Source organism: Streptomyces pristinaespiralis (assembly GCF_001278075.1).
Classification (GTDB): domain Bacteria; phylum Actinomycetota; class Actinomycetes; order Streptomycetales; family Streptomycetaceae; genus Streptomyces; species Streptomyces pristinaespiralis.
Genome location: NZ_CP011340.1, coordinates 2,906,082 through 2,931,001, shown reverse-complemented (window position 1 = coordinate 2,931,001; position 24,920 = coordinate 2,906,082). Strand labels below are relative to the sequence as shown.

The 24,920-nt window shown below is 72.0% G+C and carries 20 protein-coding genes; 9 read left to right on the top strand and 11 right to left on the bottom strand.

The annotated features are described in order from the left end of the window. Nucleotides 1-47: 47 nt before the first annotated feature. The 3 genes from SPRI_RS12080 (at nt 48) to SPRI_RS12070 (ending at nt 4,148) form a co-directional block, all read left to right on the top strand. Complete coding sequence (locus SPRI_RS12080; protein WP_053556918.1) at nt 48-1,016, top strand: helix-turn-helix domain-containing protein; 969 nt, start codon at nt 48-50, stop codon at nt 1,014-1,016. 315 nt (nt 1,017-1,331) lie between these two features. Further along, nucleotides 1,332-2,987, top strand: coding sequence for a M4 family metallopeptidase (locus SPRI_RS12075; protein WP_005311739.1), 1,656 nt, complete (start codon nt 1,332-1,334; stop codon nt 2,985-2,987). Nucleotides 2,988-3,170: 183 nt separating this feature from the next. Next, nucleotides 3,171-4,148, top strand: a complete 978-nt coding sequence (locus SPRI_RS12070) for a helix-turn-helix transcriptional regulator (RefSeq protein ID WP_005311737.1) — start codon at nt 3,171-3,173, stop codon at nt 4,146-4,148. Nucleotides 4,149-4,172: 24 nt separating this feature from the next. Here SPRI_RS12070 and SPRI_RS12065 read toward each other — a convergent pair whose 3' ends face one another. The 6 genes from SPRI_RS12065 to SPRI_RS12040 form a co-directional block, all read right to left on the bottom strand. Then, nucleotides 4,173-4,784: a helix-turn-helix domain-containing protein gene (locus tag SPRI_RS12065; protein ID WP_107082462.1), complete on the bottom strand. Its 612-nt coding sequence runs from the start codon at nt 4,782-4,784 to the stop codon at nt 4,173-4,175. A gap of 278 nt (nt 4,785-5,062) precedes the next feature. After that, entirely contained in the window at nt 5,063-5,887 is an 825-nt protein-coding gene (locus SPRI_RS12060) for a carbohydrate ABC transporter permease (RefSeq protein ID WP_037773726.1), read from the bottom strand. After that, nucleotides 5,887-6,753: a carbohydrate ABC transporter permease gene (locus SPRI_RS12055; protein WP_005311731.1), complete on the bottom strand. Its 867-nt coding sequence runs from the start codon at nt 6,751-6,753 to the stop codon at nt 5,887-5,889. Before SPRI_RS12055 ends, SPRI_RS12060 begins: the two co-directional genes overlap by 1 nt. Before the next feature lie 7 nt (nt 6,754-6,760). Continuing rightward, a complete protein-coding gene (locus tag SPRI_RS12050) occupies nt 6,761-8,119 on the bottom strand; it encodes an ABC transporter substrate-binding protein (protein WP_106428416.1) in 1,359 nt (452 codons plus the stop codon). A 154-nt stretch (nt 8,120-8,273) separates the two neighbouring features. Next, nucleotides 8,274-8,954: a response regulator gene (locus tag SPRI_RS12045; RefSeq protein WP_005311728.1), complete on the bottom strand. Its 681-nt coding sequence runs from the start codon at nt 8,952-8,954 to the stop codon at nt 8,274-8,276. Then, on the bottom strand, nt 8,951-10,762 hold the full coding sequence (locus SPRI_RS12040) for a sensor histidine kinase (RefSeq protein ID WP_005311726.1): 1,812 nt from the start codon (nt 10,760-10,762) through the stop codon (nt 8,951-8,953). Before SPRI_RS12040 ends, SPRI_RS12045 begins: the two co-directional genes overlap by 4 nt. 126 nt (nt 10,763-10,888) lie before the next feature. On the opposite strand from SPRI_RS12040, the gene SPRI_RS12035 reads away from it, so the two are divergent. The 3 genes from SPRI_RS12035 (at nt 10,889) to trxA (ending at nt 13,131) form a co-directional block, all read left to right on the top strand. Further along, nucleotides 10,889-12,262: a C4-dicarboxylate transporter DctA gene (locus SPRI_RS12035; protein WP_005311725.1), complete on the top strand. Its 1,374-nt coding sequence runs from the start codon at nt 10,889-10,891 to the stop codon at nt 12,260-12,262. Nucleotides 12,263-12,399: 137 nt separating this feature from the next. Beyond that, the gene (locus SPRI_RS12030; RefSeq protein WP_005311723.1) at nt 12,400-12,792 is read left to right on the top strand and encodes a MerR family transcriptional regulator; all 393 of its coding nucleotides are present in this window, start codon (nt 12,400-12,402) and stop codon (nt 12,790-12,792) included. Between the two features lie 3 nt (nt 12,793-12,795). Beyond that, a complete protein-coding gene (gene trxA / locus SPRI_RS12025) occupies nt 12,796-13,131 on the top strand; it encodes a thioredoxin (protein WP_005311721.1) in 336 nt (111 codons plus the stop codon). A 196-nt stretch (nt 13,132-13,327) separates the two neighbouring features. On the opposite strand, the gene sigJ is transcribed toward trxA, so the two are convergent. Beyond that, the gene (gene sigJ / locus SPRI_RS12020; RefSeq protein ID WP_005311719.1) at nt 13,328-14,281 is read right to left on the bottom strand and encodes an RNA polymerase sigma factor SigJ; all 954 of its coding nucleotides are present in this window, start codon (nt 14,279-14,281) and stop codon (nt 13,328-13,330) included. 149 nt (nt 14,282-14,430) lie between these two features. Here sigJ and SPRI_RS37050 point away from each other — a divergent pair, with 149 nt between their 5' ends. After that, nucleotides 14,431-15,567: an LUD domain-containing protein gene (locus SPRI_RS37050; protein WP_078951242.1), complete on the top strand. Its 1,137-nt coding sequence runs from the start codon at nt 14,431-14,433 to the stop codon at nt 15,565-15,567. Nucleotides 15,568-15,716: 149 nt separating this feature from the next. Here SPRI_RS37050 and SPRI_RS12005 read toward each other — a convergent pair whose 3' ends face one another. The 3 genes from SPRI_RS12005 to SPRI_RS39275 are packed head-to-tail and all read right to left on the bottom strand — an operon-like array spanning nt 15,717 to nt 17,556. Further along, a complete protein-coding gene (locus SPRI_RS12005) occupies nt 15,717-16,391 on the bottom strand; it encodes a response regulator transcription factor (protein WP_005311715.1) in 675 nt (224 codons plus the stop codon). After that, entirely contained in the window at nt 16,388-16,864 is a 477-nt protein-coding gene (locus SPRI_RS39280) for a sensor histidine kinase (protein ID WP_234020368.1), read from the bottom strand. The genes SPRI_RS12005 and SPRI_RS39280 overlap by 4 nt, the downstream gene beginning before the upstream one ends. Then, nucleotides 16,831-17,556, bottom strand: coding sequence for a HAMP domain-containing protein (locus SPRI_RS39275; protein WP_234020367.1), 726 nt, complete (start codon nt 17,554-17,556; stop codon nt 16,831-16,833). The genes SPRI_RS39280 and SPRI_RS39275 overlap by 34 nt, the downstream gene beginning before the upstream one ends. 162 nt (nt 17,557-17,718) lie before the next feature. On the opposite strand from SPRI_RS39275, the gene SPRI_RS11995 reads away from it, so the two are divergent. Continuing rightward, complete coding sequence (locus SPRI_RS11995) at nt 17,719-19,251, top strand: DUF1349 domain-containing protein (RefSeq protein WP_053556917.1); 1,533 nt, start codon at nt 17,719-17,721, stop codon at nt 19,249-19,251. A gap of 214 nt (nt 19,252-19,465) precedes the next feature. After that, entirely contained in the window at nt 19,466-21,715 is a 2,250-nt protein-coding gene (locus SPRI_RS11990) for a HelD family protein (RefSeq protein WP_005311712.1), read from the top strand. 109 nt (nt 21,716-21,824) lie between these two features. Here SPRI_RS11990 and glgB read toward each other — a convergent pair whose 3' ends face one another. Further along, complete coding sequence (glgB, locus tag SPRI_RS11985) at nt 21,825-24,881, bottom strand: 1,4-alpha-glucan branching enzyme (RefSeq protein WP_238996218.1); 3,057 nt, start codon at nt 24,879-24,881, stop codon at nt 21,825-21,827. Nucleotides 24,882-24,920: the final 39 nt, after the last annotated feature.

Genomic DNA, 24,920 nt, shown 5'->3' with positions numbered 1-24,920 from the left:
GTGTCCCACCTTGTCCCAGCAGGTGGGCGGCAGAGGGGGAGCAGCGGATGGACTTCGCCGGGAGCGGTGCCCCGGATCCGGAACGGGTGCGCGACCCGGCCGAGTTCGTCGCTGCGATGCAGGTGCTCAAGGATCGTTCGGGGCTGACCTACCGGGAGTTGACGTCCCGTGCGGAGGCGGTCGGGGACGTGCTGCCGCGTTCCACCGTCGCCAACATGCTCGGCCGTACCACGTTGCCGCGCGAGGAACTGGTCGCCGCGTTCGTCCGTGCGTGCGGCGTCGGCCCCGGGGGGATGGACGCCTGGCTGCGGGTACGGAAGGAACTGGCGCGAGGGGAGCGGCCGGAGCACCCCGACACCGGTGCCGAGGAGGCCGCCCCGCGGCCGGAACCGCAGAGTACGGACCCGCGGCCCGAGCCCGAGCCGTCGTCGAGGGGCCCGCGCCGCCGGCTCGTCGCCCTCGCCGTCGCGGTGCTGTTCGTCGGCGCCGCCGCGGCGGCGGCCGTCGTACTCACCGGCGGCGACCCGGAGGACCGCGCACAGCCCGGCCCGGTGACCGGGCCCGCCCCCGGGCCGGTGCGGATACGGGTCGTGCACTCCGGGCTCTGCCTCGCCGAGCAGGGCGGGCGCAACGGCCAGCTCTACCAGCAGCCTTGCTCCGCCGGGTCCATCCCGCGGTTCTCCCTGAAGCGGCTCGGTCCCGACTGGCGGCTCGAGACCTTCCACACCACCTACGGCTGGGGCTGCACCGGCATCCAGGAGAAGTCCACCGATCTCCGCGCCCCGGTCGAGGACCAGGAGTGCGGCAAGCGCGGGACGGCGGAGGCGTTCCGGATCGAACCGGTCGGCACACCGGTGCGAGGCTTCCGGCTCCGCCCGCTCCACAGCGATCTGTGCGTCGGTGTCGAGGACGGAGCCGTGAAAGCGGGTGCCGAACTGCGCCAACTGGCTTGTACGGAAGAGGCCGAGGGTGCCCTCTTTTCCTTCGACCCGCGTCCCGGCGCGACGCCGGACTGAGCGCATCCCCCCGAAAGGCCATGGAGCGCTGCCGTACCGTGCGCCCGCTCTCTGACGCGATTCGGCATGTCGGGTATACGACAGCTCTTGTTTGAACACTGTCATTCGAGTCCCGGTTGCTGGCAGTCTCTGCGGCGTTCATCCGGAGTCGCCGGCGCCGCACCCCGACAGGCATGCCCACCTACCCACCGGGCGTGCCCGACGGGTCGTGCGCTCCCGGCTGCCCCGGCGAGCCAACGGGACGGCGCCCGCACCCCGGCGCCCGTCACCCCCCTCGGCCGCGACCCCACGCGGCCCTTGCCTAGGAGTACTTGAGTGACACGCACCACCACCCGCAGGGCGACCACCCGCGCCGCGGTTCTCACGGCCTGTGCCGCCATGGTCGTCATCGGGATCCAGTCGGGGTCGGCCACCGCCGGTTCCGACGGCAGCGCTGACGCGACGGCGATCGTCCTCGCTCCCTCGGAGCGGGCGGCCGCGCTGAAGTCGGCGCAGAGCGCGGCCGGTTCGGAGGCGAAGGCCCTCGGCCTCGACGACCGCGAGAAGCTCGTGGTCCGCGACGTGGTCAAGGACGCGGACGGCACGGTGCACACCCGCTACGAGCGCACCTTCGACGGGCTTCCGGTTCTCGGTGGCGATCTGGTCGTCCACAAGGAGAAGAACGGCAACCACAGTGTCACCAAAGCGACGAATGCCCGCATAACGGTGACGAGCACGTCCGCCAAGGTGCCGGCGTCGGCCGCGAAGAAGGCCGCGCTGAAGGTGTCCGCGGCGCACGAGACCAGCAAGGTGGTGGCGGAGGACGCGCGCAAGGTCGTCTGGGCCGCCACCGGCAAGCCCGTACTGGCCTGGGAGACCGTCGTCACCGGTGTGCAGCAGGACGGCACTCCGAGCGAGATGCGGGTGGTCACCGACGCCGCCACGGGCGCGGAACTGTTCTCGTACGAGACCGTCCACACCGGCACGGGCACCGGTGACTACAACGGCACCGTCCCGCTGACCACCACGGCCAACGGCAGCACCTTCGACCTCAAGGACGGGATGCGCGGCGGCCACCGCACCTTCGACCTGAACCAGGGCACCTCCGGCACCGGGACGCTGTTCAACGACGCCGACGACGTCTGGGGCGGCGGCCGTCAGGACGCGGGCGTCGACGCGCACTACGGCGCGGCCGTCACCTGGGACTACTACAAGAACGTGCACGGCCGCAACGGCATCAGGAACGACGGCGTCGCCGCGTACTCGCGGGTGCACTACGGCGACAACTACGTCAACGCGTTCTGGTCGGACTCCTGCTTCTGCATGACCTACGGCGACGGCTCCGGCAACAGCAAGCCGCTCACCGCGCTGGACATCGCCGCTCATGAGATGACGCACGGCGTCACCTCCAACACCGCCGGTCTCGTGTACCGCGGTGAGTCCGGCGGTCTGAACGAGGCGACCAGCGACATCTTCGCCGCCGCTGCCGAGTTCCACGCCGGAAACAGCAGCGACCCGGGCGACTACCTGGTCGGCGAGAAGATCGACATCCGTGGCACCGGAGCCCCGCTGCGTTACATGGACAAGCCGAGCAAGGACGGCAACTCCGCGGACTACTGGTCCAGCTCGCTCGGACGGATCGACGTGCACTACTCGTCGGGCCCGGCCAACCACTTCTTCTACCTGCTGTCCGAGGGCAGCGGCGCCAAGACGATCAACGGCGTCAGCTACAACAGCCCGACATACGACGGCAAGGCGGTCAGCGGCATCGGCATCGCCAAGGCCGAGCAGGTCTGGTACAAGGCGCTGACGGCGTACATGACCTCCACCACCGACTACCAGGGCGCGCGCACGGCCACTCTGTCGGCGGCGACCGACCTGTACGGCGCGGGCAGCGCCGAGTACCAGGCGGTCGACGCGGCCTGGGCGGCGGTCAACGTGAAGGCCGGTACCTCCGGCAAGGGCGGCAAGGGCGCCCGGAGCGGCAGCTGAGGACCTGATCCGGGCCCGGCTCCAGTGGGGCCACGGCCGTACCGCACCGCTGTCCGCGGTGCGGTACGGCCGTTCGCGTTTTCGAAGCGTTATTGCAGAATGTGGTCCGGCTCACGCGTCGGGACCGAAGACATCTGACATCATCTCTCCCGCCCGGAAACAGCAAGTCGGAGGGGTGATCCCGTGGTCGAGCCCGAGCGTACGGGGCGCATACTGCCGGTCGACGACCCCGTCCTCGAGAAGGTGTACGCGGAACTCGCCCGGTCGCCCTGGCACGACCCGAGGACTCTGGCCGCCGCGACGAAGCTGACCCCCAAGGAGGCGCGCGAGGCGCTCGAACGGCTGCTGGACATGGGGGCGGCGGAGCCCGCCGCGGGCGTACCGCTGGAAGCGGCGGTCCGGCCGCCCGGCGCGGTGTCCGCCGCGTGGGTGGGCCGACTGGAGGAGCAGGTGCTCCTCTCCCACCGGGCCGTCGAGTCCCTCACCCAGCAGTACCTGGCGGCACGGGGTGCCGGGAGCACCTCGACGATCCGCCAGGTGCGGGCGGAGGAGATGCTGCGCCTGTTCGCGGCCGGCCAGGACAGCTGCCGGTTCAGCGTGCGGGGTATAGCCGCCCCGCCCTTCGCGCAGACGCTCGGCGCCAACGACGAACGCCAGATGAAGGCCATGGACCGGGGCGTCGCCTACCGCACCATCTACGCGGCGGAGGCGCTGAACCTGCCCGCCGCGCGGGCGAGCATGCTCCGCACTCTGGCCCGCGGCGAGGAAGGGCGCTTCATCGCCAGGACGCCCATGAAGCTGGTCATCTTCGACGAGGACATGGCCCTGGTGCCCACCGCGACCGCGGCGCCGAACCACAGCTCCGAATCGCTGGTGATCGGCCGCTCCGCCCTGCTCGACGGCTTCATCAGCCTCTTCGAGACGGTGTGGGAGATGGCGATGCCGCTCGGCGGCGAGGGCGAGACGGACGTCGACCTCGGGGACCAGGAACGGGAACTGCTGTGTCTGATGGCCGCCGGCTCCACCGACCTGCGGATTGCCCGTCACTTCGGGGTCTCCCCGCGCACCGTCGAGCGCAGGATCAGGACGGTCCTTGACCGGCTGGGCGCCACGAGCCGGTTCCAGGCAGGAGCTCTCGCCGCCCGCCGGGGCTGGCTGTGACCCTCCGTGCCCGTCGGGGGCCGGTCAGCCGCGCGAGAGCTCCCAGAAGTGGTCCACGATCCGGTCGAGGAACTCACGCCCCGGCTCGCCCGTGTCGTCGACGGCCGCGCCCCAGCTGAGGGTGGCCACCATGCGGGACTGGTAGTCGGTGTGCAGTTGCTGCAGGACGTCCTGGAGATGGCCGCGTTCCAGCGGCAGCATCCTGCCCACCGGGCGCACGTACGCCTGCCACCGCGAGGTCACCGCTCCCCGCAGCAGCTCCGCCAGCTCCTCGTCGCGGCCCGTCGCGGCGAGCAGTTCGCGGGGGGACAGGCCGAGCGCCCCGGCGAGGGCGGTGGTCTGCCGCTCGTTGCCCCGCCACCTGCCCGACTCCTCCATCCGCAGATAGGCATGGGCGTCCATGCCGAGCCGCCGGGCCAGCTCGTCGGGTGCGAGGCCACGGGCGATCCGGTGCTCGCGCAGGCTCGTCGCGGTGGAGAGAAGCTCGCCCGGCGAGCACCACAGCACGCCGGCCAGCGCGGTCAGCTCCCGGGTGCCGGGGACGGCGAGGCCCCGCTCCCATGCCGTCACGGTCTCGGGGGTGACCTGCATCCCGTACTGGGCCCGCAGCCCGTACGCCACATGGCCCGGCGCCATACCCAGGGCCTCGCGCAGCCGGCGCGCGGCGGGGGCGTTGAACGGAGGGGAGGGGTTGTGCTGCACGCGCACAACGTAGAGGCGGCCGTCCCTCGCTGACTACGGTGCGTACACCCAAAGCCACGGCTTGTCGAAAGCTCCGACCTGATCGCACGCCCGGACCGTCAGGACGGCCATGGCCGGGCCGGCGGGGAGTGGGTCATCGAGGTTACCGGGCGGTTCCGGGGGCCGGGGAGCGCCCGGCGGGAGGGGCGGCCGTGACGGTGCGGGCGGGTCCGTCACCCCTTCACCGCCCCGCCCAGCGCGAAGCCGCCGCCCAGCCTGCGGGAGATCAGGATGTACAGCACCAGCACCGGCGCCGAGTACAGCATCGAGAACGCCGCGAGCTGGCCGTAGACGACCGAGCCGTAGTTGCCGAAGAACGTGAAGATCGAGACGGACGCGGGCAGTTGCTCGGGGCTCAGCAGCAGCATGAAGGGGACGAAGAAGTTTCCCCAGAGCATGATGAACGTGTAGATCGTCACCACCGTCACGCCCGGCCCCATCAGGGGCAGCACCACCCGCGTCAGTGTCTGCAGGTTCGACGCCCCGTCCGTCCAGGCGGCCTCCTCGAGCACCACCGGGACGCCGTCCATGAAGTTCTTCATCAGCCAGACGGCGAAGGGCAGTTGCGCGGTGGCCAGGAAGAGCGCCGTGCCGTACGTCGTGTCGATCAGATCGACCTGGACGAACAGGCCGTACACCGGGACCATGATCGCGGTGATCGGCAGACAGGTCGTGAACAGGATGGTCAGCAGGTACGAGCGGCCCCAGCGCGACCGGTGCCGCGAGAGCGGATAGGCGGCCAGCGCCGCGCAGACCACGGAGACCACCGTCGCGCCGCCGCACAGCAGCAGACTGTTGAGCATCGGCGTGAACGTGATCTCGTCGGTGAGCACCGCGTCGAAGTTGTCGGCCGTGACCGACGCCGGGACCCGCAGGCGCAGATCCGCCTCCGCGTCCACCGAGGCGAGGACCAGCCAGAGCAGCGGCACCGCGAACGCCGCCGCCGTCACCAGCAGCGCGGTGTCGGCGGCGAGGCGGGCCCGGGCCGCTCGGCGCATCACGGCTCCACCTTCATCAGCCGCAGATAGACGACCGAGAACAGCGAACCCACCAGCAACAGCAGCAACGCCACCGCCGTGCCGTAGCCGATCAGGGACTTGAGGAACGCCTGGTCGTACATGAACACCGGCAGGGTCTGGCTGCGGTTGCCCGGCCCGCCGCGGGTCATCGCCCAGATCAGACCGAAGACGGAGAGTGTCGAGAGGGTGTTCAGCATCAGGTTCGTGCCGATGGAGCGCCGGATCATCGGCAGGACGATGTACCGGACGCGGCGCGGGCCGGACGCCCCGTCGACCTCGGCGGCCTCCGTCACCTCACGCGGGATCTCGGACAGCGCCGCGGAGTAGATGAGCATCGAGAACGCGGTGCCGCGCCACACGTTGGCGAAGGACACGGCCAGGATGGGCAGCGTGTACAGCCAGTTCTGCGACGGGAGATGCAGCCAGTCGAGGATCGCGTTCAGCGTGCCCTCGCGCCGGAAGAAGGTGTAGAGGAGGAACGCCGCGACGATCTCGGGCAGCACCCAGGCGGTGATCACCAAAGTGCCCGTGAGGGTGCGCACGGGGCGGGACGCGGCACGCATCAGACCGGCGAGCGCCAGGCCCAGGGTGTTCTGGCCGACGATCGCGGAGACGAAGGTGAAGACGAGGGTCAGCCGGACGGCGTTGTGGAAGTCGTCGTCGGCGAAGGCACGGCGGAAGTTGTCCAGTCCGACGAACTCGGCCCCCGACTGGCCCGTGAGCTGGGTGTCGGTGAAGGCGATCCAGACGCAGTAGCCGATCGGGGCGGCGAGGAACAGGAGCAGCAGGATGGTGGCGGGGGCGAGCGGTACCCACCGCCACCATCCCGTTCGGGAGGCGCTCACCGGTCGCTCACTTGGAGACGACCGCGCCGTCGGTGATGGTCCTCAGCTGTTCGTCGTACGACTTCGCCGCGTCCGCAGCGGAGGCGTCCCCGGTGGTCACCTGTTCCATCGCCTCCCCGATCGCGGTCGAAACCTGCGGATAGACGGGCAGCGCCGGCCGGTAATGGGTGTACTGGACGAGGCCGGTGAAGAACTCGATGCCCGGCATGGACCTCAGATAGCGCGGATCGGCCGCCACATCCTTGCGTACGGCGATCTGCGCGCCCACGACGCACCACCGGGTGGCGTTCTGCCGGGTCTGCAGTGTCTTCACGAACTCGAAGGCGAGGTCCGGGTTCTCGGCCTTCGCAGGGACCGACCAGGCCCAGCCGCCCGACATCGACACCTTGCCCGGCGCCTGGCCGTGCTGGGTGGGCATCGGCGCCTGGCCGAGCTTCTCGCTCCACTCGGGCCACTCCTTGGGGCCCTTGTTGATCCAGTTCTGGCCCATCCACGAGCCGTCGAGCGAGATCGCGAGCTTCCCCTCCGGGAACCATTCGGTGGCGACGCGTGTGCCCACGTTGGGGTCGAGCGCGTCGGAGACGTCCGGTCCGAGCTTCTCCTTGTAGACCGTGCCGACGAAGTCGAGGGCGTCCTTGAAGCCCTGCCCTCCGGTCACCCATTTCCTGGTGCCGGGATCGTAGAGCGGGTCCTCGCCCGTGCCGTACAGCAGCATCTCGAAGCCCTGCATGACGGCCGCCTCGCCGGGCCCCTTGCCGGTGTAGACGTTGAGCGGGACGACGCCGGGCACCTTCTCCTTGACCGTGCGGGCGGCGTCGAGGATCTCCGCCCAGTTCTTCGGCTGCCAGTCGGCCGGCAGGCCCGCCTTCGCGAAGATCTCCTTGTTGAACCACAGGCCACGGGTGTCCGTGCCGTCCGGGACGCCGTACGTCTTCCCGTCCTCGGCCTTGGCGGCGGCCTTCGCGGTGTCGACGAACTGGTCCCACTGGTCCCAGCCGGCGAGCTTGTCGTCGAGCGGCCGCAAGTACCCGGCCTTGATGTCGGAGTTGATGCGGAAGGTGTCCTCGTAGACCAGGTCCGGCGCGGTCTTCGGGGAACGCATCATCTGCTGGGCCTTGGTGGCGTAGTCGTTGTCCGGTGCCTGGATCGGGACGAGCTTGACCTTCTTGCCCGGGTTCTCCTTCTCGAACTGCCGCTTCGCCGCCTCCAGGTAGGCGTCCTTGAAGCGGATCTTGTTGTCCGTGGACCGGTTGTAGACGACCTCCACGGTGTCCGGGTCGCCGCCGGAATCGTTGCCGCAGGCGGTGAGTGCCGCCGCGAGGGTGGTGACAGCGATGGTGAGGGCCAGTGGGGCGGTGGGGCGCACGGGCACGACCTCCTCGGAGCCGGGGGCGCCGGGCAGGACTGCGGTCCGCTTGCTGCCGCTAGCGTGCTGCGGGGCGCGTGGGCTGCTGCCCGGTGACCGTATGACCGGTCAGTTGACAAAAGCAATCCCCGTGCAGAACACACGACTTGGCGGCTCAGCGGACGGTGCTGATCCAGCGGTACTGGAGCTCGGGGCGGCCGATCTGCCCGTACTGGGGTGCCCGGACCGCGCGGCCGGCGGTGACGAGGTGCTCCAGATACCGGCGCGCGGTGATCCGCGAGATGCCGACGGCAGCGGCCGCCTCCGTCGCGGTGAGCCCTTCCGCCGACTCGCGCAGGGTCCGCGTGACGGCTTCCAGGGTGGGACCGCTGAGGCCCTTGGGGAGGGACGTGGTGACACGGGGCGTCCGCAGGGTCGCGAGCGCCCGGTCCACCTCGTCCTGGCCGCTCGCCTCGCCGGCGGAGGCACGGAACTCGGCGTAGCGGGTGAGCCGGTCGCGGAGGGTGGCGAACGTGAACGGCTTGAGGACGTACTGCACCACCCCGAGCGACACGCCCTCGCGGACGATCGCCAGATCGCGGGCGGAGGTGACGGCGATGACGTCGGCGGAGTGGCCGGCCGCGCGCAGCGACCGTACGAGCGCCAGACCGTGACCGTCGGGCAGATAGAGGTCGAGCAGCAGCAGGTCCACGTCGGTGCGCTCCAGGGCGCGGACGGCCTCTGCCCGTGAATGGGCGATCCCGGCGACCTTGAACCCGGCCACCCGCCCCACATAGAGGGCGTGCGCGTCGGCGGCGACAGGGTCGTCCTCGACCACGAGAACTCTGATCGTCATACCGGCACCTCCGCGGGATGCAGCGGCAGCCGCACGGTGAACTCCGCGCCGCCGTCGGGGCCCTGGGCCAGCACGATGGTGCCACGGCCGCGGTGCACCGCCTGCTGCACGAGCGCGAGACCGAGGCCGCGGCCGGCACCGTGGGTGGACCAGCCGCGCCGGAACACCTCGGCGGCGTCGTCCGGGTCGACGCCGGCGCCGGTGTCACCGACGCGCAGCAGCAGCTCGCCGCTCTCGACCCGGGCGGTCACGGTGACCCGTGCGCGTGCGGCACGCGGCGGCGCGCTCGTGGTGTGCAGGACGGGGGAGGGAGGGGCCGTGCCCGGGACCGCGGCCGCGAGCAGCGGTTCCTCCGATGCCTGTTCCGGTGCCTCTTCCGGCACCGCTTCGGGTGCTTCGGGTGTTTCGGATGCTGCGGGTGAGCGGGGCGCGGGAGTCATGGGCCGGGCCGCCGCGGCGGGGGCGGCGACCGGCCGGGGGTCCGTCCCCGCCTCCGAGGCCGCGTCGACGGCGTTGTCGATCAGGTTGCCCAGGATCGTCACCAGGTCACGGGACGGGAGCGAGCGCGGGATGACGCCGTCGTCGATGCGGCTGTCCTCCGCCAGGACCAGTTCCACGCCGCGCTCGTTGGCCTGCGCCGCCTTGCCGAGCAGCAGTGCCGCCAGCACGGGTTCGCCGACCGCGTCGACGACCCGGTCGGTGAGTGCCTGGGCCAGCTCCAGCTCGGCCGTGGCGAAGACGATCGCCTCGTCCGCCCGGCCGAGTTCGATCAGCGACACGACGGTGTGGAGCCGGTTGGCGGCCTCGTGCGCCTGGGAGCGCAGGGCCTGCGTGAAGCCTCGCTCGGAGTCCAGCTCGCCGGAGAGGGCCTGGAGCTCCGTGTGGTCGCGCAGGGTCACGACGGTGCCGCGCTGCTCCCCGCCCACCACGGGCCGGCTGTTGACGACGACGACCCGGTCCGCGGACAGATGGAGCTCGTCCACGCGCGGCTCCGAGGCAAGCAGGGCCCCGGTGAGCGGCGGCGGGAGCCCGAGGTCCGCGACATGGCGGCCCACGGCGTCCTCGCCGAGCCCGAGGAGCTCCCGCGCCCCGTCGTTGGCGAGCGCGATCCGGCGGCCGCCGTCGAGCATGACGAGACCTTCGCTCACGGCGTGCAGCGCGGCCTCGTGGTAGTCGTGCATGCGGCCGAGCTCCGCCGCGTTCATCCCGTGGGTGTGCCGCCGCAGCCGGGCGTTGATGACGTACGTGCCGGCCCCGCCGAGCACCAGCGCGGCACCCGCCATGGCGAGCAGCGCGGTGACCTGGTCACGCACCTGCTCGGTGATCTCCTCGACGGTGATGCCCGCGCTGACGATGGCGACGACCCGCCCGCCCTCGTACACCGGCGCGACCGTGCGCACCGACAGCCCGAGCGTCCCGACGTACTGCTCGCTGTAGACCCGGCCGCCGAGCGCGGGCTCGATGTGGCCGAGATACGTACGTCCGATCCGGTCCGGCTCGGGATGCGTCCAGCGGCGCCCCTGGGGATCCATGATCACGACGAAGTCCATGCCGGCGTCCTCGCGCAGGCCCTCCGCGTACGGCTGGAGGACCGCCGACGGGTCCTTCGTCCCCACGGCCTCCGCGACCGAGGGGGAGCGCGCGGCGGCCGCCGCGGTGGCACGGGACTGCAGGCGCGCGCTCTCCTCCGCCTGGGACCGGTCGGTGAGGTAGGCGAAGAGCGCGCAGCCGGCCACGATCGCGGCGACCAGCACGACCTGCATGGCGAAGAGCTGGGCCGCGAGGCTGCGGGGACGGGGGATGCGCATGCGGCCAGTCTGCCTGGCCGGATTTGTGTGAACGAAACGAACGCAAGGGTGACCGGTGTCACAGCCTGATGGATAGTCGCTGAGATCCATCGGGACGTGGACGACATTCGAACGAGGAGGCACCCCGTGGCCACTACAGCCGCAGGCAAGCGGGACCGTACCCATTATCTGTATCTGGCAGTCATCGGCGCGGTGGTGCTCGGCATCATCGTCGGTTTCGTCGCCCCCGGGGTCGCCGTCGAGCTGAAGCCCATCGGCACCGGGTTCGTGAACCTCATCAAGATGATGATCTCGCCGGTGATCTTCTGCACGATCGTGCTGGGCATCGGGTCGGTCCGCAAGGCCGCCAAGGTCGGCGCCGTCGGCGGTCTGGCACTCGGCTACTTCCTCGTCATGTCGACCGTCGCCCTCGCCATCGGTCTGCTCGTCGGCAACCTGCTGGACCCGGGCGCCGGCCTGCACCTCACCGACGCCGCTCGTGAGGCCGGCGCGAAGCAGGCCTCCGGCGCCAGCGAGAGCACCGCCGACTTCCTGCTCGGCATCATTCCCACCACGCTGGTCTCCGCCTTCACCGAGGGCGAGGTGCTGCAGACGCTGCTCGTGGCGCTGCTGGCGGGCTTCGCGCTCCAGGCCATGGGGTCGGCCGGTGAGCCCGTGCTGCGCGGCATCGGACACATCCAGCGCCTGGTCTTCCGCATCCTCGCCATGATCATGTGGGCCGCGCCCGTCGGTGCCTTCGGCGCCATCGCCGCGGTGGTCGGCGAGACCGGTCTGGACGCCCTGAAGTCGCTCGCCGTCATCATGATCGGCTTCTACGTCACCTGTGCCGTGTTCGTCTTCGTGGTGCTGGGCCTGCTGCTCCGCCTGATCGCCGGGATGAACCTCTTCTCGCTGCTGAAGTACCTGGGCCGTGAGTTCCTGCTGATCCTCTCCACCTCCTCCTCCGAGTCCGCGCTGCCGCGTCTGATCGCGAAGATGGAGCACATGGGCGTGAGCAAGCCGGTGGTCGGCATCACCGTCCCGACCGGCTACTCCTTCAACCTCGACGGCACCGCGATCTACCTGACGATGGCCTCGCTGTTCATCGCCAACGCGACCGGCGCGCCGCTGAGCGCCTCCGAGCAGATCTCGCTGCTGGTCTTCATGATCATCGCTTCGAAGGGCGCCGCGGGCGTCACCGGAGCGGGTCTCGCGACGCTGGCCGGCGGCCTGCAGTCGCACCGGCCCGAGCTGGTCGACGGTGTCGGCCTGATCGTCGGCATCGACCGCTTCATGAGCGAGGCGCGCGCCCTGACGAACTTCGCCGGCAACGCGGTGGCGACGGTCCTGGTCGGCACGTGGACGAAGGAGATCGACAAGGAGCGGGCCGCCCAGGTGCTGGCCGGCAAGGTCCCCTTCGACGAGAAGACCCTCGTCGACGACCACGCGCCGCACGGCGACAGCGGCGGCCAGGACGTCCCGGCCCCGCGTGACGACGAGCGTGAGCCCGTGAAGGTCTGACCCCCGCGGACCTTCCTCCCAGGCGTGTGCCGGACCTCTTCCCCCTTGGGTCCGGCACACGCCGCTTTCCGGTTCCCGGGGGGCCTCGTGCGACAGGCCTTGCCTTGACGTCGGCGTCAAGGATTACGGTCTCCGACATGCGAATCGGCGAGCTCGCGGAGCGGGCCGGCACCACCACCCGGACCCTGCGCTACTACGAGTCCCGCGGGCTGCTGCCCGCACGGCGCGCGGTGAACGGCTACCGCACGTACGACGAGGGCGACCTGCGGCTGGTCCGGCAGATCCGGACCCTCCAGGACTTCGGGTTCGGCCTCGAGGAGACGAGACCGTTCGTCGAGTGCCTGCGCGCCGGCCATCCCGCCGGTGACTCCTGCCCCGCCTCGCTCGCCGTCTACCGGGCCAAGCTCGCCGAGCTGGACACGCTGATCGAGCAACTGCGGTCGGTGCGGGCGCAGGTCGGGGAGCAGTTGCTGCGCGCGGAGGCGCAGCTGCCCGAGGGCCCGGACCCACAATGCGAATTCGGAGGCTGACGGATGATCCAGGCACAGGGCGTCGCCGCGGTGACGGACACGGATTTCGACACGGAGGTGCTCGGCGCGGACCGTCCGGTTCTCGTGGAGTTCACCGCGGACTGGTGCGGGCCGTGCCGTCAGCTCGCACCGGTGCTGAGCGCGGTCGCCCGCGAGGAGGCCGGGCGGCTGAAGGTGCTGCAGATCGACGCCGACACCAATCCGGAGACGGTGGTCCGCTACGGCGTGCTGTCGATGCCGACGCTGATGGTCTTCGACGGGGGTGAGCCGGTGAAGTCGATGGTCGGCGCGCGCCCCAAGCGCCGGCTCCTCCAGGAACTGGAGGACGTGCTCGGCTGACGGCGACGCGACGACGGCAGCGGCGGCCGCCCGGCCGGAGCACCTTCGTGCCGGGTCGTCCGCGGGTGTTCGGCCGTGCGTCCGGGCGAGCACCTCCCCGCGGTCGGAGGCGGCTGATCGAGCACCGGCCGCCCCGGAACCCGCTCGGCCGTGGGCGCTTCCCGCTCCCACGGCCGCCGCCGGCCCGTGAGGACGGTCACGACAGCTGCCACGGGCGGAGCTTGTCCGGGTTGCGCACCGCCCAGATGCGCGTGATCCTCTCGTCGTCGGCGACCTCGAACGCGAACACCGTCCCGATCCTGCCCTCGGACTCGACCACCAGGCCCGGCAGCCCGTTGACCGTGCGCTCGAGGATCGTGCGGGGCGGCGCCAACCGGGCGATCCTGAGGTAGAGGCGGGCGATCTGCTCCGCGCCCTCGATCGGCAGCAGATGGGCGACGGCCCGGCCACCGCCGTCGGAGACCGCGGTGGCCCCCGGGTCGAGCAGGCCGAGCAGGGCCTCGATGTCCTGTGCCTCCCAGGCCGCCTTGAACCGCCGGACGACGCCCGCCTGCCGGGCCACGTCCGGACCCGCCCCGGCCCGCGCGGCCGTGATGCGACGGCGGGCCGAGGACGCCAGCTGACGGCACGCCGCCGGGCTGCGGCCGACGATCCCGGCCACCTCGGCGAACGGGTAGCGGAAGACGTCGTGCAGCACGAACGCGACGCGCTCGGCCGGGGTCATCGACTCGCACACGACCAGCAGGGCCATGGACACCGACTCGTCGAGCGCGATCCGGTCGGCCGGATCCACGCCGACGCCGCCCGCCGCCCCGGCGATCCACTCGGCCGGGTCGGGCAGCGGCTCGGGGATCCATTCCCCGACGTAGATCTCCCGCCGGCTGCGCGCAGAGCCGAGCAGGTTCAGGCAGATGCGGCCGGCCACCGTCGTCAGCCAGGCGCCCGGGGACTCGACGGCCTCCCGCTGCGCCCGGGACATCGCGTACCAGCGGGCACAGGCCTCCTGGACGACGTCCTCCGCGTCGGTCAGGGAGCCGAGCAGCCGGTAGGCGAGATTGAGCAGTTGTCGCCGCTCGCTCATGATCGTGCTCAGGCCCGGGTCCCGCTGCCCGTCCGCCGGCCGCCGTGCCTGTTCCGCGGGGATGCTCATACGCTCTCCGGCTCCCTCGTTCCGTGCCCTTCCCTTACGACGGATCGGAGCGGCGGAACGTGACGTCGGCGGCTCGCCTCACATTTCGCGGGGCTGCGTTGTCGGACCGGTGAAGAGGAGCACGCCACCCACAGGACAGGACGCTGAGCATGAACGACTTCCAGGAGATCGCCGACCGTGTCGAGATCGAGGCGCTGCGCGGCGAGTTCACCGACGCCGCGATGATGCGCGACCGCCCCCGCCTCGCCGCGCTGTTCACCCCCGACGGCGTTCTGCGCATGCCCGACATCCCGGTCGAGTTCATCGGCCGCGACGAGATCCGCACAGGGGGCGAACGCCTGCAGAGTCAGTGGGACTTCTTCGTGCAGAACAGTCACCCCGGCACCATCAGGATCGACGGCGACACCGCCGTCGGCCGCACCTACATGCAGGAGGTCGCGCGTCTGCTCGACGGCCGCTCGGGCCTGAACTTCGCCGTCTACCACGACACCTACCGGCGTACGCCCGAGGGATGGCGGTTCGCCGAGCGGGTCTACGAGGTCAGGTACGTCGACACCACCCCGCTCGCGGGTTCGGCGCCCGGCCCCGGCGCTCAGGCGCAGGCCTCCGCCGAGGCCGGGGACGCCGGCCGGGCAGCGGGTGCCGGCGAGGCGGACGCGTCGGCCACGGGGGCGGCCGGCGACTTCGGCGCACCGGCGTCCGCCGACCGGCTGGACAGGGCGATCGCGGCGCTGCGGGCGAACGGCTTCACCGCCGAACTGCTCGACGACGCCGCGGCGGCCCGCGCCCGCATCAAGGACCTGATACCGAAGGGCGCGGGCGTGTTCACCGGGGCCAGCGAGACGCTCCGGCTCTCCGGCATCGCGCAGGACATCGAGGCGGGCGACCGCTACCAGGCGGTCCGGCCGCGCGTGCTGACGATGGACCGCGCCACCGAGTCCGACCGGATCCGGCGGCTGACGGCCACCCCCGACGTCCTCGTCGCCAGCGTCGCGGCCGTCACCGAGACCGGCTCGCTCGTCATCGCCTCGGGCAGCGGCAGCCAGCTGCCCGCCTCCGCCGGCGGCGCCGCAAGGGCGATCTGGGTCGTCGGGGCGCAGAAGGTGGTGCCCGACCTGAGCACCGCACTGCGCCGGGTCGAGGAACACGCCCTTCCGCTGGAGACCGTGCGCGCCCAGGCCGCCTACGGCCACCCGAGCGCGGTCAACCGTCTGCTCGTCCTCAACGCCGAGCCGCAGCCCGGGCGCGGCACCGTCCTGCTGCTGCGCGAGGCCATCGGGTTCTGACGTCCCACGCGGGGAGGACGTCATGACGCCGCCGGGGCGGACGGCGAGCCGTATCGGGCTCGCCGTCCGCCCCCTCGCGGCTCATCTCCGCCGCGCTCGTCCTGTCCCACGCCTTGACCACCATGGCGGGACACATGACCGGACAGCTCCTACGGGACGGCCGGAGCGTCGACGATGCGGTAACCGACCCCTGGTGTCGTCGTGATGACCGGCGGGGCGCCCAGCTTGCGGCGCAACCGGCCGACGGTGACGGTCACCGTGTTGGTGAACGGGTCGGCGTTCTCGTCCCACACCTGTTCCAGCAGGTCCTCCGCGCTCAGGAAGCCCGGCGCGGTGCGCAGCAGCGCCTCCAGGACGGCGAACTCCTTGACGGACAGCTCCAGTTGCCTGCCGTCGCGGAGGGCGGTCCTGCGCACCGGGTCGAGTTCGAGACCCGCGGCGCGCAGCGTGCGGGCCCGGGCGGCCGGCCTGCGGCGGGCCAGGGACCGGATGCGCAGGATCAACTCCGGGAAGTGGAAGGGCTTCGCGAGGTAGTCGTCGGCGCCGAGCGTGAGACCGCTGACCCGGTCCCCGGGCGCCCCTGCCGCGGTCAGCATCAGCACCATCGCGCGATCGTCCCGCTCGGTGATCATCTGGCAGAGGATGTCGCCGTGGATGCCGGGCAGGTCGCGGTCGAGGACCACCACGTCGTACGCGTTCACGTCGAGCTTGGCGGCTGCGGCCAGACCGTCGTGCGCGACGTCGACGGCCATGCCCTGGTCCCGCAGTCCCTCCGCGACGACCTCGGCGAGCGCCCGCGCGTCCTCCACGACCAGAACCCTCACCGTGCCGCCTTTCCGGCTTCCGGTCCGGCCGTCGACGGCAGCGCCGCCGTGACGCACAGGCCGCCCTCCGGCCGGGCGAGGAGGGTGAGGCGGCCGCCGTGCGCCGTGACGATGGCCGCCACGATCGACAGCCCGAGGCCACAGCTCCCCTCCGGCCCCGTCCGGTCGGCGCCGAGCCGTTCGAACGGTTGCGTCAGCCGGTCCACCCGCTCCTGGTCGAGGACGTGCCCGCCGGTGGTGAGGACGAGCCGTGCCCCGGCGGTGTCGTGGTCGGTGGAGATCCGGATCCAGCCGCCCTCCTCGTTGTGCACGATCGCGTTGTCGAGCAGGTTCTCCACCATCCGGGACAGGAGCGCCGGGCTGCCCCGCGTCCAGGTGTCCGTCCGTATCTCGTCGTGGACGGTCAGCCTCTTCGCCGCGATGTCGGCGGCACGGGCGGTCAGCGCCTCCCGCGCCGGCCTGCCGAGCGGCACGGGTGTCCGGCCGGCCAGGGTGCCGTGCTGCGCCCGCGCGAGGACGAGGAAGCCGTCCAGCAGTGATCCACCCGGTCGAGCTCGGTCCGCAGCCGGCCGGCGAGGGCGACGGTCTGCGCGGCGGGCTCCGGTTTGGCGACGGCCACGTCCAGCGACGCCCGCATCGTCGCCAGCGGCGTACGCAGTTCGTGCGAGACGTTGCCGACGAACCGGCGCTGTGCCACGAACGACGCTTCGAGGCGTTCCAGCAGACCGTCGACCGTGTCGGCGAGTTCCTTCACCTCGTCGGCGGGGCCGGTCACGGCGAGCCGCTGATGCAGGTTCTCCGCGGAGATACGCCGCGTGGCCGCGGTGATCAGCCGGAGGGGCCGCAGGACCCGGCCGGCGAGGAGCCGGCCGAGCAGGAGCGAGACGCCCACCATCACCACCAGCGCGACGAGCGAGCCGGCCAGCAGCTGATGGTCCTGCTGCCCGTGCACGTCGGCGAGTTGCGTCTCCAGGTCCCGGATCCGCTGCTCGGCGGCGGCGGGACCGGGCGGGACGGCCGGTGGCTGCTCGGGAGCGGCCACGGTCACGCGGCTGCCGGACATCAGGTAGGTCAGGGTGAGCAGCACGGTTCCCGACCCGAGGAACCCCGCGGCGTACAGCATCGTGAATCGCCGCCCGACGGTCCCGCTCCCCAGCTTGCCCATGTTCCTCTTCCCCTCGGGTCCGGCCGGATCCAGGATGCCCGGCCGCACCTAACAGCGATGTGACAGTGCCGCACCTGACAGCGATGTGACAGTGCCGCACCTGACAGCGATGTGACGGAGGCGGTTCGGACGGCGTTACGGCCGGATCCGTAGAACCGGCCCATGCATACGACCAACGAACCACTGCGGCGGGAATGGACCGGGTTCCGGCGGCCGGGCCGGCTGACGGCGATGGCGGCCGCGGCCCTGCTCGTCGTCGCCCTCGGTCTGCTCCACGCCTTCGGCAACCGGGCGTCCTGCGACGGCCCGTGCCCGGCCGAACCGACCGGACCGGACGGCTCCCTGGTCAGCGACCAGTTCTACTTCCTGCACCGCGATCTGGGCGAGAGCGGCAGCATCACGGTCCGGATGACGGCCATGACGGGCACGATCACCTATCCGCCGCCGGACCATGACCGGATCGTCCCTGGCCTGGTGCCGTGGGCGAAGGCCGGGATCATCGTCAAGGACGGGCTCCGCCAGGGGTCCTCCTACGCGGCGCTGATGCTCACCGGCAGCCACGGCGTGCGCATGCAGCACGACTACCGCCACGACGTCGCGGGCAGCGCGGGAGGGGTCTCGGCGGCGTCACCGCGCTGGCTGCGGCTGACGCGGTCGGGCGACACCGTCACCGGCTACGAGTCCACCGACGGCGAGCGGTGGACGAAGGTCGGCACGGCGCAGCTCTCCGGGCTGTCCGGGACCGTCCAGGCCGGCCTGTTCGCCACCTCTCCGGGGGACCTGACGCTGCGTCGCACCGGTCTCGGCGGTGCCACGGAACAGGTGCGCTTCACGCAGGCGGGCGGTGTCTTCGACAACGTCCGCGTCAACGGCGCGGCCTCCGCCGGAGGCTGGCACCCTTACGCGGTCGGCGAGATGAACCGGACCGACTGGGAGAAGTACCACAAGGCGTCCGGGGCGGTGGAGGAGAACGGCACGATCACCGTCACCGGCACCGGCGACATCGGGCCGTCGGGTGCCGAGGACGGCGCGCGCCCGGTGGAGGGCGTCCTCGGCGGCCTCGGCCTCGGACTGCTGCTCGTGCTCGTGGTCGCGGTGCGGTTCATCACCTGCGAGTACCGCCGCGCGCCCGAGGGCGGCACGCCGGTCACCCGCCGGGCGCTCGCGGCGAAGGCGGCCGTCGTCGGAGCCGTCACGTTCGTGACCGGCCTCCTCGCCGTGGGCATCGTGGTCCCGGCCGGCACGGCGGTCCTGAAGGGGAACGGGATCCCTGTCGTCGACGTGTCCGCGCTCACCGGCGTACGGGTCGTCGTCGGCACGGCCGTCGTACTCGCCCTCGCCGCCGTGCTCGCGCTCGCGATCGGCGCCCTGCTGCGGCGCGCCTGGCCCGCGACCCTCACGGCCGTCCTCGCGGTCGGTGTCCCGTACCTGGTGACCTCCGTCCCGCTGCTGCCCGACGGACTGTCGCAGTGGCTGCTGCGGGTCACTCCCGCCGCCGGCTTCGCCGCCCAACAGACCCTCGTCGAATATCCGCAGGTCGTCGCCCACTACGCACCCTCGACCGGGTACTTCCCGCTTCCGTGGTGGGCCGGGATCGCTGTGCTCTCCGCGTACGCGGCGCTGCTTCTGGGGCTCGCACTGAGCCGCCTGCCGCGCGGCGACGACCGGGCCGGGGCACCGGTCGAGTGGAGATGACCCATGACGGCGCGGGGACCGCGGGTCCCTGCGCCGTCGACGGCCGGCGAGCCCGGCCCGCGGGGGAGCGCGGCAGCCCCGCCGACGGCAACAAAAAACCCGACCGAATTGACGGCCGGGGCATTTTCCTGGGTATATTTATTGTTTCCGTCCAGGAGATTCATCACCGGACGGAGAAGTTCAATAAACGTACCTTACCGCGTCAGGAGCTGAATTGTCAACCGAGGAATTGCGGCGGGAACAGCAATTCGTCTCTCTCGTGCACGAGCGGCTCGACCAGCTCCGCGACGAGGCCGAAGCCGCCCTGAACGCCACGATCGCGCAGGTGGGGACGGGCAGGCAGGCCCGGGTGGAGCGGGACATCGGCGTCATCGAGCATTCGGCGTCGCTGGCTGCCCTGAATGCCGCCGACACCGGTCTGGTATTCGGCCGCATCGACCGTCGCGACGGAGTCACCCATCACATCGGGCGCACCGGAATCCGCCGTGACGACGCCGAACGCACTCCTCTGCTCATCGACTGGCGGGCCCCCGTCGCGCGCCCGTTCTATCTCGCCACCGGTCACGAGCCGATGGGGCTGCGCCGCCGGCGGCACATCACCACGCAGGGGCGGACGGTCACCGCGCTGCACGACGAGATCATGGACCTCGCCGACACCACCCGCACCGGCCACGAGTCCCACGACGCCGACGAGGTCCTGCTCGCCGCGCTGGGCAGCGCCCGTACCGGACGGATGGGCGACATCGTGTCGACCATCCAGGCCGAGCAGGACCGGATCATCCGCGCCCCGCAGCGCGGTGTCCTCGTCGTGGAGGGCGGGCCGGGTACGGGCAAGACCGCCGTCGCCCTCCACCGGGCCGCCTATCTGCTGTACGCGCACCGCGAGCAGCTCTCCAAGCGCGCGGTGCTGATCGTCGGACCCAACCCCGCGTTCCTCGGCTACATCGGGGAGGTGCTGCCCTCGCTCGGCGAGACCGGTGTGCTGCTGTCCACGGTCGCCGAGCTCTTCCCCGAAGTGCACGCCACCGGCACCGAGAGCCCCGCCGCCGCGGCCGTCAAGGGCCGCGCGGACATGGCCGACGTGCTGGCGGAGGCGGTACGCGACCGGCAGCAGGTGCCGGACAAGGACGAGCCGCTCGTCGTCCCGCACGACGACGGCGACCTCGTCATCGACTGGGGCATGGCCGTCGAGGCACGGCACAAGGCCCGCGAGACGGGGCTGCCGCACAATCTCGCCCGCCCCCACTTCGTGTTCCGGATCATCGACGACCTGACGACCCAGCTCGCGGACCGTATCGGCGCCGACCCGTACGGAGGGCCCAACTTCCTCGGCCCCGACGACATCGCGCAGCTGGGCAAGGCCGTCGCCGCCAGCTCCGACGTCCACGCCGCCATCGCCACGCTGTGGCCGCCGCTCACTCCGCAGGAGTTCCTGGCGGACTTCCTCGCGGAGCCGGTGCATCTGCCGGCGGAGGAGGCGGCACTCCTGAGGCGCGCGACGGGCCCGTGGACCCCGGCCGACGTGCCGTTGCTCGACGAGGCAGCCGAACTCCTCGGCGAGGACGACTCCGCGGCGCTCGCCCGGGCCGAGGCCGAGCGCGCGCGGCAGATCGCCTACGCGCAGGGCGTCCTCGAAGTCTCCTACGCCTCACGGACGTACGAGTTCGAGGACAAGGACGACGAGGACTCGGAGGTCCTCGCCGCACACGACATCATCGACGCCGAGCGGATGGCGGAGCGCCAGGAGGAGGCGGACCACCGCAGCGCCGCGGAACGGGCCGCCGCCGACCGGACCTGGGCGTTCGGGCACATCATCGTCGACGAGGCGCAGGAGCTCTCGCAGATGGCGTGGCGGCTGCTGATGCGCCGCTGCCCCACCCGCTCCATGACTCTGGTCGGCGACCCCGCGCAGACCGGCGACGCGGCCGGCTGCGAGTCCTGGCAGGAGATCCTCGAGCCGTACGTAGGCGACCGCTTCGAGCACACCCGGCTGGGCGTCAACTACCGGACCCCGGCGGAGATCATGGCCCTGGCCGCGGAGGTGCGGCGCAGCAAGGACCCGGCGTTCGAACCGCCGCGTTCGGTGCGTTCGACCGGGGTCGAACCGTGGGAGGTGACCGTGGACCCGGCGGAGCTCGCCGCCACGGTCGCCGCCCGGGTGGCCGAGGCGCCGCGCGAGGGGCGGATCGCGGTGATCGCACCCGCCGCTCTGCACGCCGCGATCGCGGACGCGGTCCCGGACGTGTCCGCCACGGGGGAGCCCGACCTGACGCGGCCCGTGGTCCTGCTCGACCCGAGGGGCGCCAAGGGCCTGGAGTTCGACACCGTGATCGTGGCGGAACCGGACCTGATCCGGTCCGCTTCCGCCCAGGGCGTGAACGACCTCTATGTGGCCTACACGAGAGCCACGCAGCGCCTGGGAGTGGTGCGCACCAGCGGCCCGCGCGGAACCGAGGCGGCCTGAGCCGTCGCCGACGTCGGTGCCGAGCGGCGGCAGTGGACACCACCGGGCGCGGGACGGCCGCGGTCACCCTTCACGGTGACCGCGGCCGTCAGGCATCCTCCGGCGGGGCTCAGGCCGGCCGGAACCAGACCGTCGCCAGCGGCGGCAGCGTCGGGGCGATCGACGTACGGCGGCCGTGGGACTCCACCTGCTCCGCCTTCAACGGGTCCGCGTTGAGCACGCCGGAGCCGCCGAAGCGCTCCTCGTCGGTGTTGAGGACCTCCGCCCATGCGGAGACCGTCTCCGGCACGCCCAGCCGGTAGCCGTGCCGCACCACCGGCGAGAAGTTGCTCACCGCGAGCAGCGGCGAGCCGTGCTTGTCGAAGCGCAGGAAGGCGAAGACGTTGTCCTCCCACGCCCCGCCGTCCACCCATGCGAAGCCCTCCGGCACGGTGTCCCGCTGCCACAGCGCGGGAGCCCTGCCGTACACGGTGTTCAGCTCACGCACGAGGTCCCGCACACCGCGGTGGTCGGGCTCCGCCGCGTACGACGGGTCGAGCAGCCACCAGTCCGGGCCGTGGCCCTCGGACCACTCGGCGCCCTGGGCGAACTCCTGGCCCATGAACAGGAGCTGCTTGCCGGGGTGGGCCCACATGAAGCCCAGATAGGCGCGGTGGTTGGCCCGCTGCTGCCACCAGTCGCCGGGCATCTTGCTGACCAGGGCCCGCTTGCCGTGCACCACCTCGTCGTGCGAGATCGGCAGGACGTAGTTCTCGCTGTAGGCGTACACCATCGAGAACGTCATCTCGTTGTGGTGGAACTTGCGGTGCACCGGTTCGTGCTCGACGTAGCCCAGGGAGTCGTGCATCCAGCCCATGTTCCACTTCAGGCCGAAGCCGAGCCCGCCGAAGCCGTCGTGGCCCACGTGGTGGGTGGCCCGGGTGACGCCGTCCCAGGCGGTGGACTCCTCCGCGACCGTGACCACGCCCGGGCAGCGGCGGTACACGGTCGCGTTCATCTCCTGGAGGAAGGCGACGGCGTCCAGGTTCTCCCGGCCGCCGTGCACGTTCGGCGACCATTCGCCGTCCTCGCGCGAGTAGTCGAGGTAGAGCATCGAGGCGACCGCGTCCACCCGCAGGCCGTCGATGTGGAACTCCTCGCACCAGTAGGTCGCGTTGGCCACCAGGAAGTTGCGGACCTCCTTGCGCCCGTAGTCGAACTCGAGGGTGCCCCAGTCGGGGTGCGCCGCCCGTGCGGGGTCGCTGTGCTCGTACAAGGGGCGTCCGTCGAACTCCGCCAGCGCCCAGTCGTCCCGCGGGAAGTGCGCGGGCACCCAGTCCACCAGCACGCCGATGCCCGCGCGGTGCAGGCTGTCCACCAGGTACCGGAAGTCGTCCGGCGTGCCCATGCGCGATGTCGGCGCGTAGAAGCCGGTGACCTGGTAGCCCCAGGAGCCGCCGAAGGGATGCTCGGCGACCGGCATGAACTCCACATGGGTGAAGCCGAGGTCCTTCACGTACTTCGGCAGCTGTACGGCCAGCTGACGGTAGGTCAGTCCGGGGCGCCAGGAGGGAAGGTGCACCTCGTAGACCGACAGCGGCGCCTCGTGGACGGGCACCTCACCGCGGCGCGTCATCCACTCCTGGTCGCCCCACTCGTGGTGCGACTCGGTCACGATCGACGCGTTGGCGGGCGGCACCTCCGTGCGCCGCGCCATCGGGTCGGCCCGCTGGGTGTACGAGCCGTCCGGGCGCATGATCTCGAACTTGTAGAGCGCGCCGTCGCCGATCCCGGGCAGGAACAGCTCCCACACGCCGGTCGCACCGAGCGACCGCATGGGGAAGCCGGAACCGTCCCAGAAGTTGAAGTCGCCGACCACACGCACGCCCCGCGCGTTCGGCGCCCAGACGGTGAACCGCGTGCCGGTGACGCCCTGGTGCGTCATCGGGTGCGCGCCCAGCGCCCTCCACAGCTCCTCGTGCCTGCCCTCACCGATCAGATGCAGGTCGAGCTCGCCGAGGGCGGGAAGGAAGCGGTACGGGTCCTCGACCTCGAAGCCGTCCTCGTGGCCCTCGTACGTGACGAGGAGACGGTATTCGGGGGTCGTCCGCAGGGGGAGGACGCCGGAGAAGAGGCCGTCGCCGTCGTTGTTCAGCTCCGTGCGCAGGCCCTTGGCGAGGACGGTCACGGACGTGGCGTGCGGACGCAGCACACGCAGTTCGACGCCGCCGCGCACCGAGTGGGCGCCGAGGAGGGCGTGCGGGTCGTGGTGGCCGCCGCTGAGGAGCCGGCCGCGTTCGTCGTCTCCGAGCGGCCTCGCCGAGCGGACACCGCGTCCGTCACGCGGCCGGGGCGCACCGGCCGGCCTGGCGCGGGCCGCCTTGCCGGGACCGGACGCGGATCCGGACCGGCCGGTGGACGCGGCGCCGGGCCCGTCCTGACCGGCCCGGTCGCCGGAACCGGCGGCCGTACCGGTCCCTGCCGTCGCGACAGCGGTCCCGGTGGCGGTGCCCGCTGTCGTCGCGGGCGCGCCGCCACCGGCCGTGCCGGTCCCGGCCGCCGCGGGGGCGTCGGCCGCGGGAGCGTCCGTGCCGGTGCCGCCGGTCCGGGTGCTCTTCGTGCCGGTGGCACCCGCCCTGGCGCGTCCCGCCCCGGCCGGTGCGGACCGGGCGCCGGCTGCCTTGGTGGCACCGGCCCGGGCGCGCGTCGCCCGTGCGGGCCGGGCCGCGCTTTTGCTCGATGCGGCCGGCTGGGGCACGGCCGCGTCCGCCTCGGCGGTGACGGTCACGGACCCGGCCGCCCCGTCCGGCTCCGCCGCGTCGGAGGTGTTCGCGCGTGCGGCCTTCCTCCCGCCGGAGCGCGCCGGGCGGGGCCCGGCGCCCAGCGGCACGGAACCGGCTCCGGCCGTCCCCGCCGCCTCGTTCGCGGCGGGGTCCTCCGCTGCGGTGGAGCCGGCCTCGGCCGGCTGTGCGGTCCCGGTCACGGACGACTCGTCACCGGCGGGCGGCGTGACGGGGACGGTCGCGGAACCGCGCGCACGGCCGGAGCCGGACCTCGTCCTCTCCGTGCCGCGCACGGCGCCCGGCTCGGCCGGACCGGCGGTTCCGGTCTCTGCGCTGTGCGTCTCGGTCGGCTGGTGCGGGACTTCCGGTCCCGAGGGCTTGCGGGGCGACGGTCGGGCGGTCACGGATTCGGCCTCCTAGGGCGGCAGATGCGTCGGTGGGGA

Bases quoted from the DNA above. Each gene is read 5' to 3' on its own strand.
- SPRI_RS12080 (WP_053556918.1), top strand. From the start codon at position 48: ATGGACTTCGCCGGGAGCGGTGCCCCGGATCCGGAACGGGTGCGCGAC.
- SPRI_RS12065 (WP_107082462.1), bottom strand. From the start codon at position 4,784: ATGGCGCCGGGCCATGTGGCGTACGGGCTGCGGGCCCAGTACGGGATG.
- SPRI_RS12060 (WP_037773726.1), bottom strand. From the start codon at position 5,887: ATGCGCCGAGCGGCCCGGGCCCGCCTCGCCGCCGACACCGCGCTGCTG.
- SPRI_RS12045 (WP_005311728.1), bottom strand. From the start codon at position 8,954: ATGACGATCAGAGTTCTCGTGGTCGAGGACGACCCTGTCGCCGCCGAC.
- SPRI_RS12040 (WP_005311726.1), bottom strand. From the start codon at position 10,762: ATGCGCATCCCCCGTCCCCGCAGCCTCGCGGCCCAGCTCTTCGCCATG.
- SPRI_RS12030 (WP_005311723.1), top strand. From the start codon at position 12,400: ATGCGAATCGGCGAGCTCGCGGAGCGGGCCGGCACCACCACCCGGACC.
- trxA (WP_005311721.1), top strand. From the start codon at position 12,796: ATGATCCAGGCACAGGGCGTCGCCGCGGTGACGGACACGGATTTCGAC.
- sigJ (WP_005311719.1), bottom strand. From the start codon at position 14,281: ATGAGCATCCCCGCGGAACAGGCACGGCGGCCGGCGGACGGGCAGCGG.
- SPRI_RS37050 (WP_078951242.1), top strand. From the start codon at position 14,431: ATGAACGACTTCCAGGAGATCGCCGACCGTGTCGAGATCGAGGCGCTG.
- SPRI_RS39275 (WP_234020367.1), bottom strand. From the start codon at position 17,556: ATGGGCAAGCTGGGGAGCGGGACCGTCGGGCGGCGATTCACGATGCTG.
- SPRI_RS11995 (WP_053556917.1), top strand. From the start codon at position 17,719: ATGCATACGACCAACGAACCACTGCGGCGGGAATGGACCGGGTTCCGG.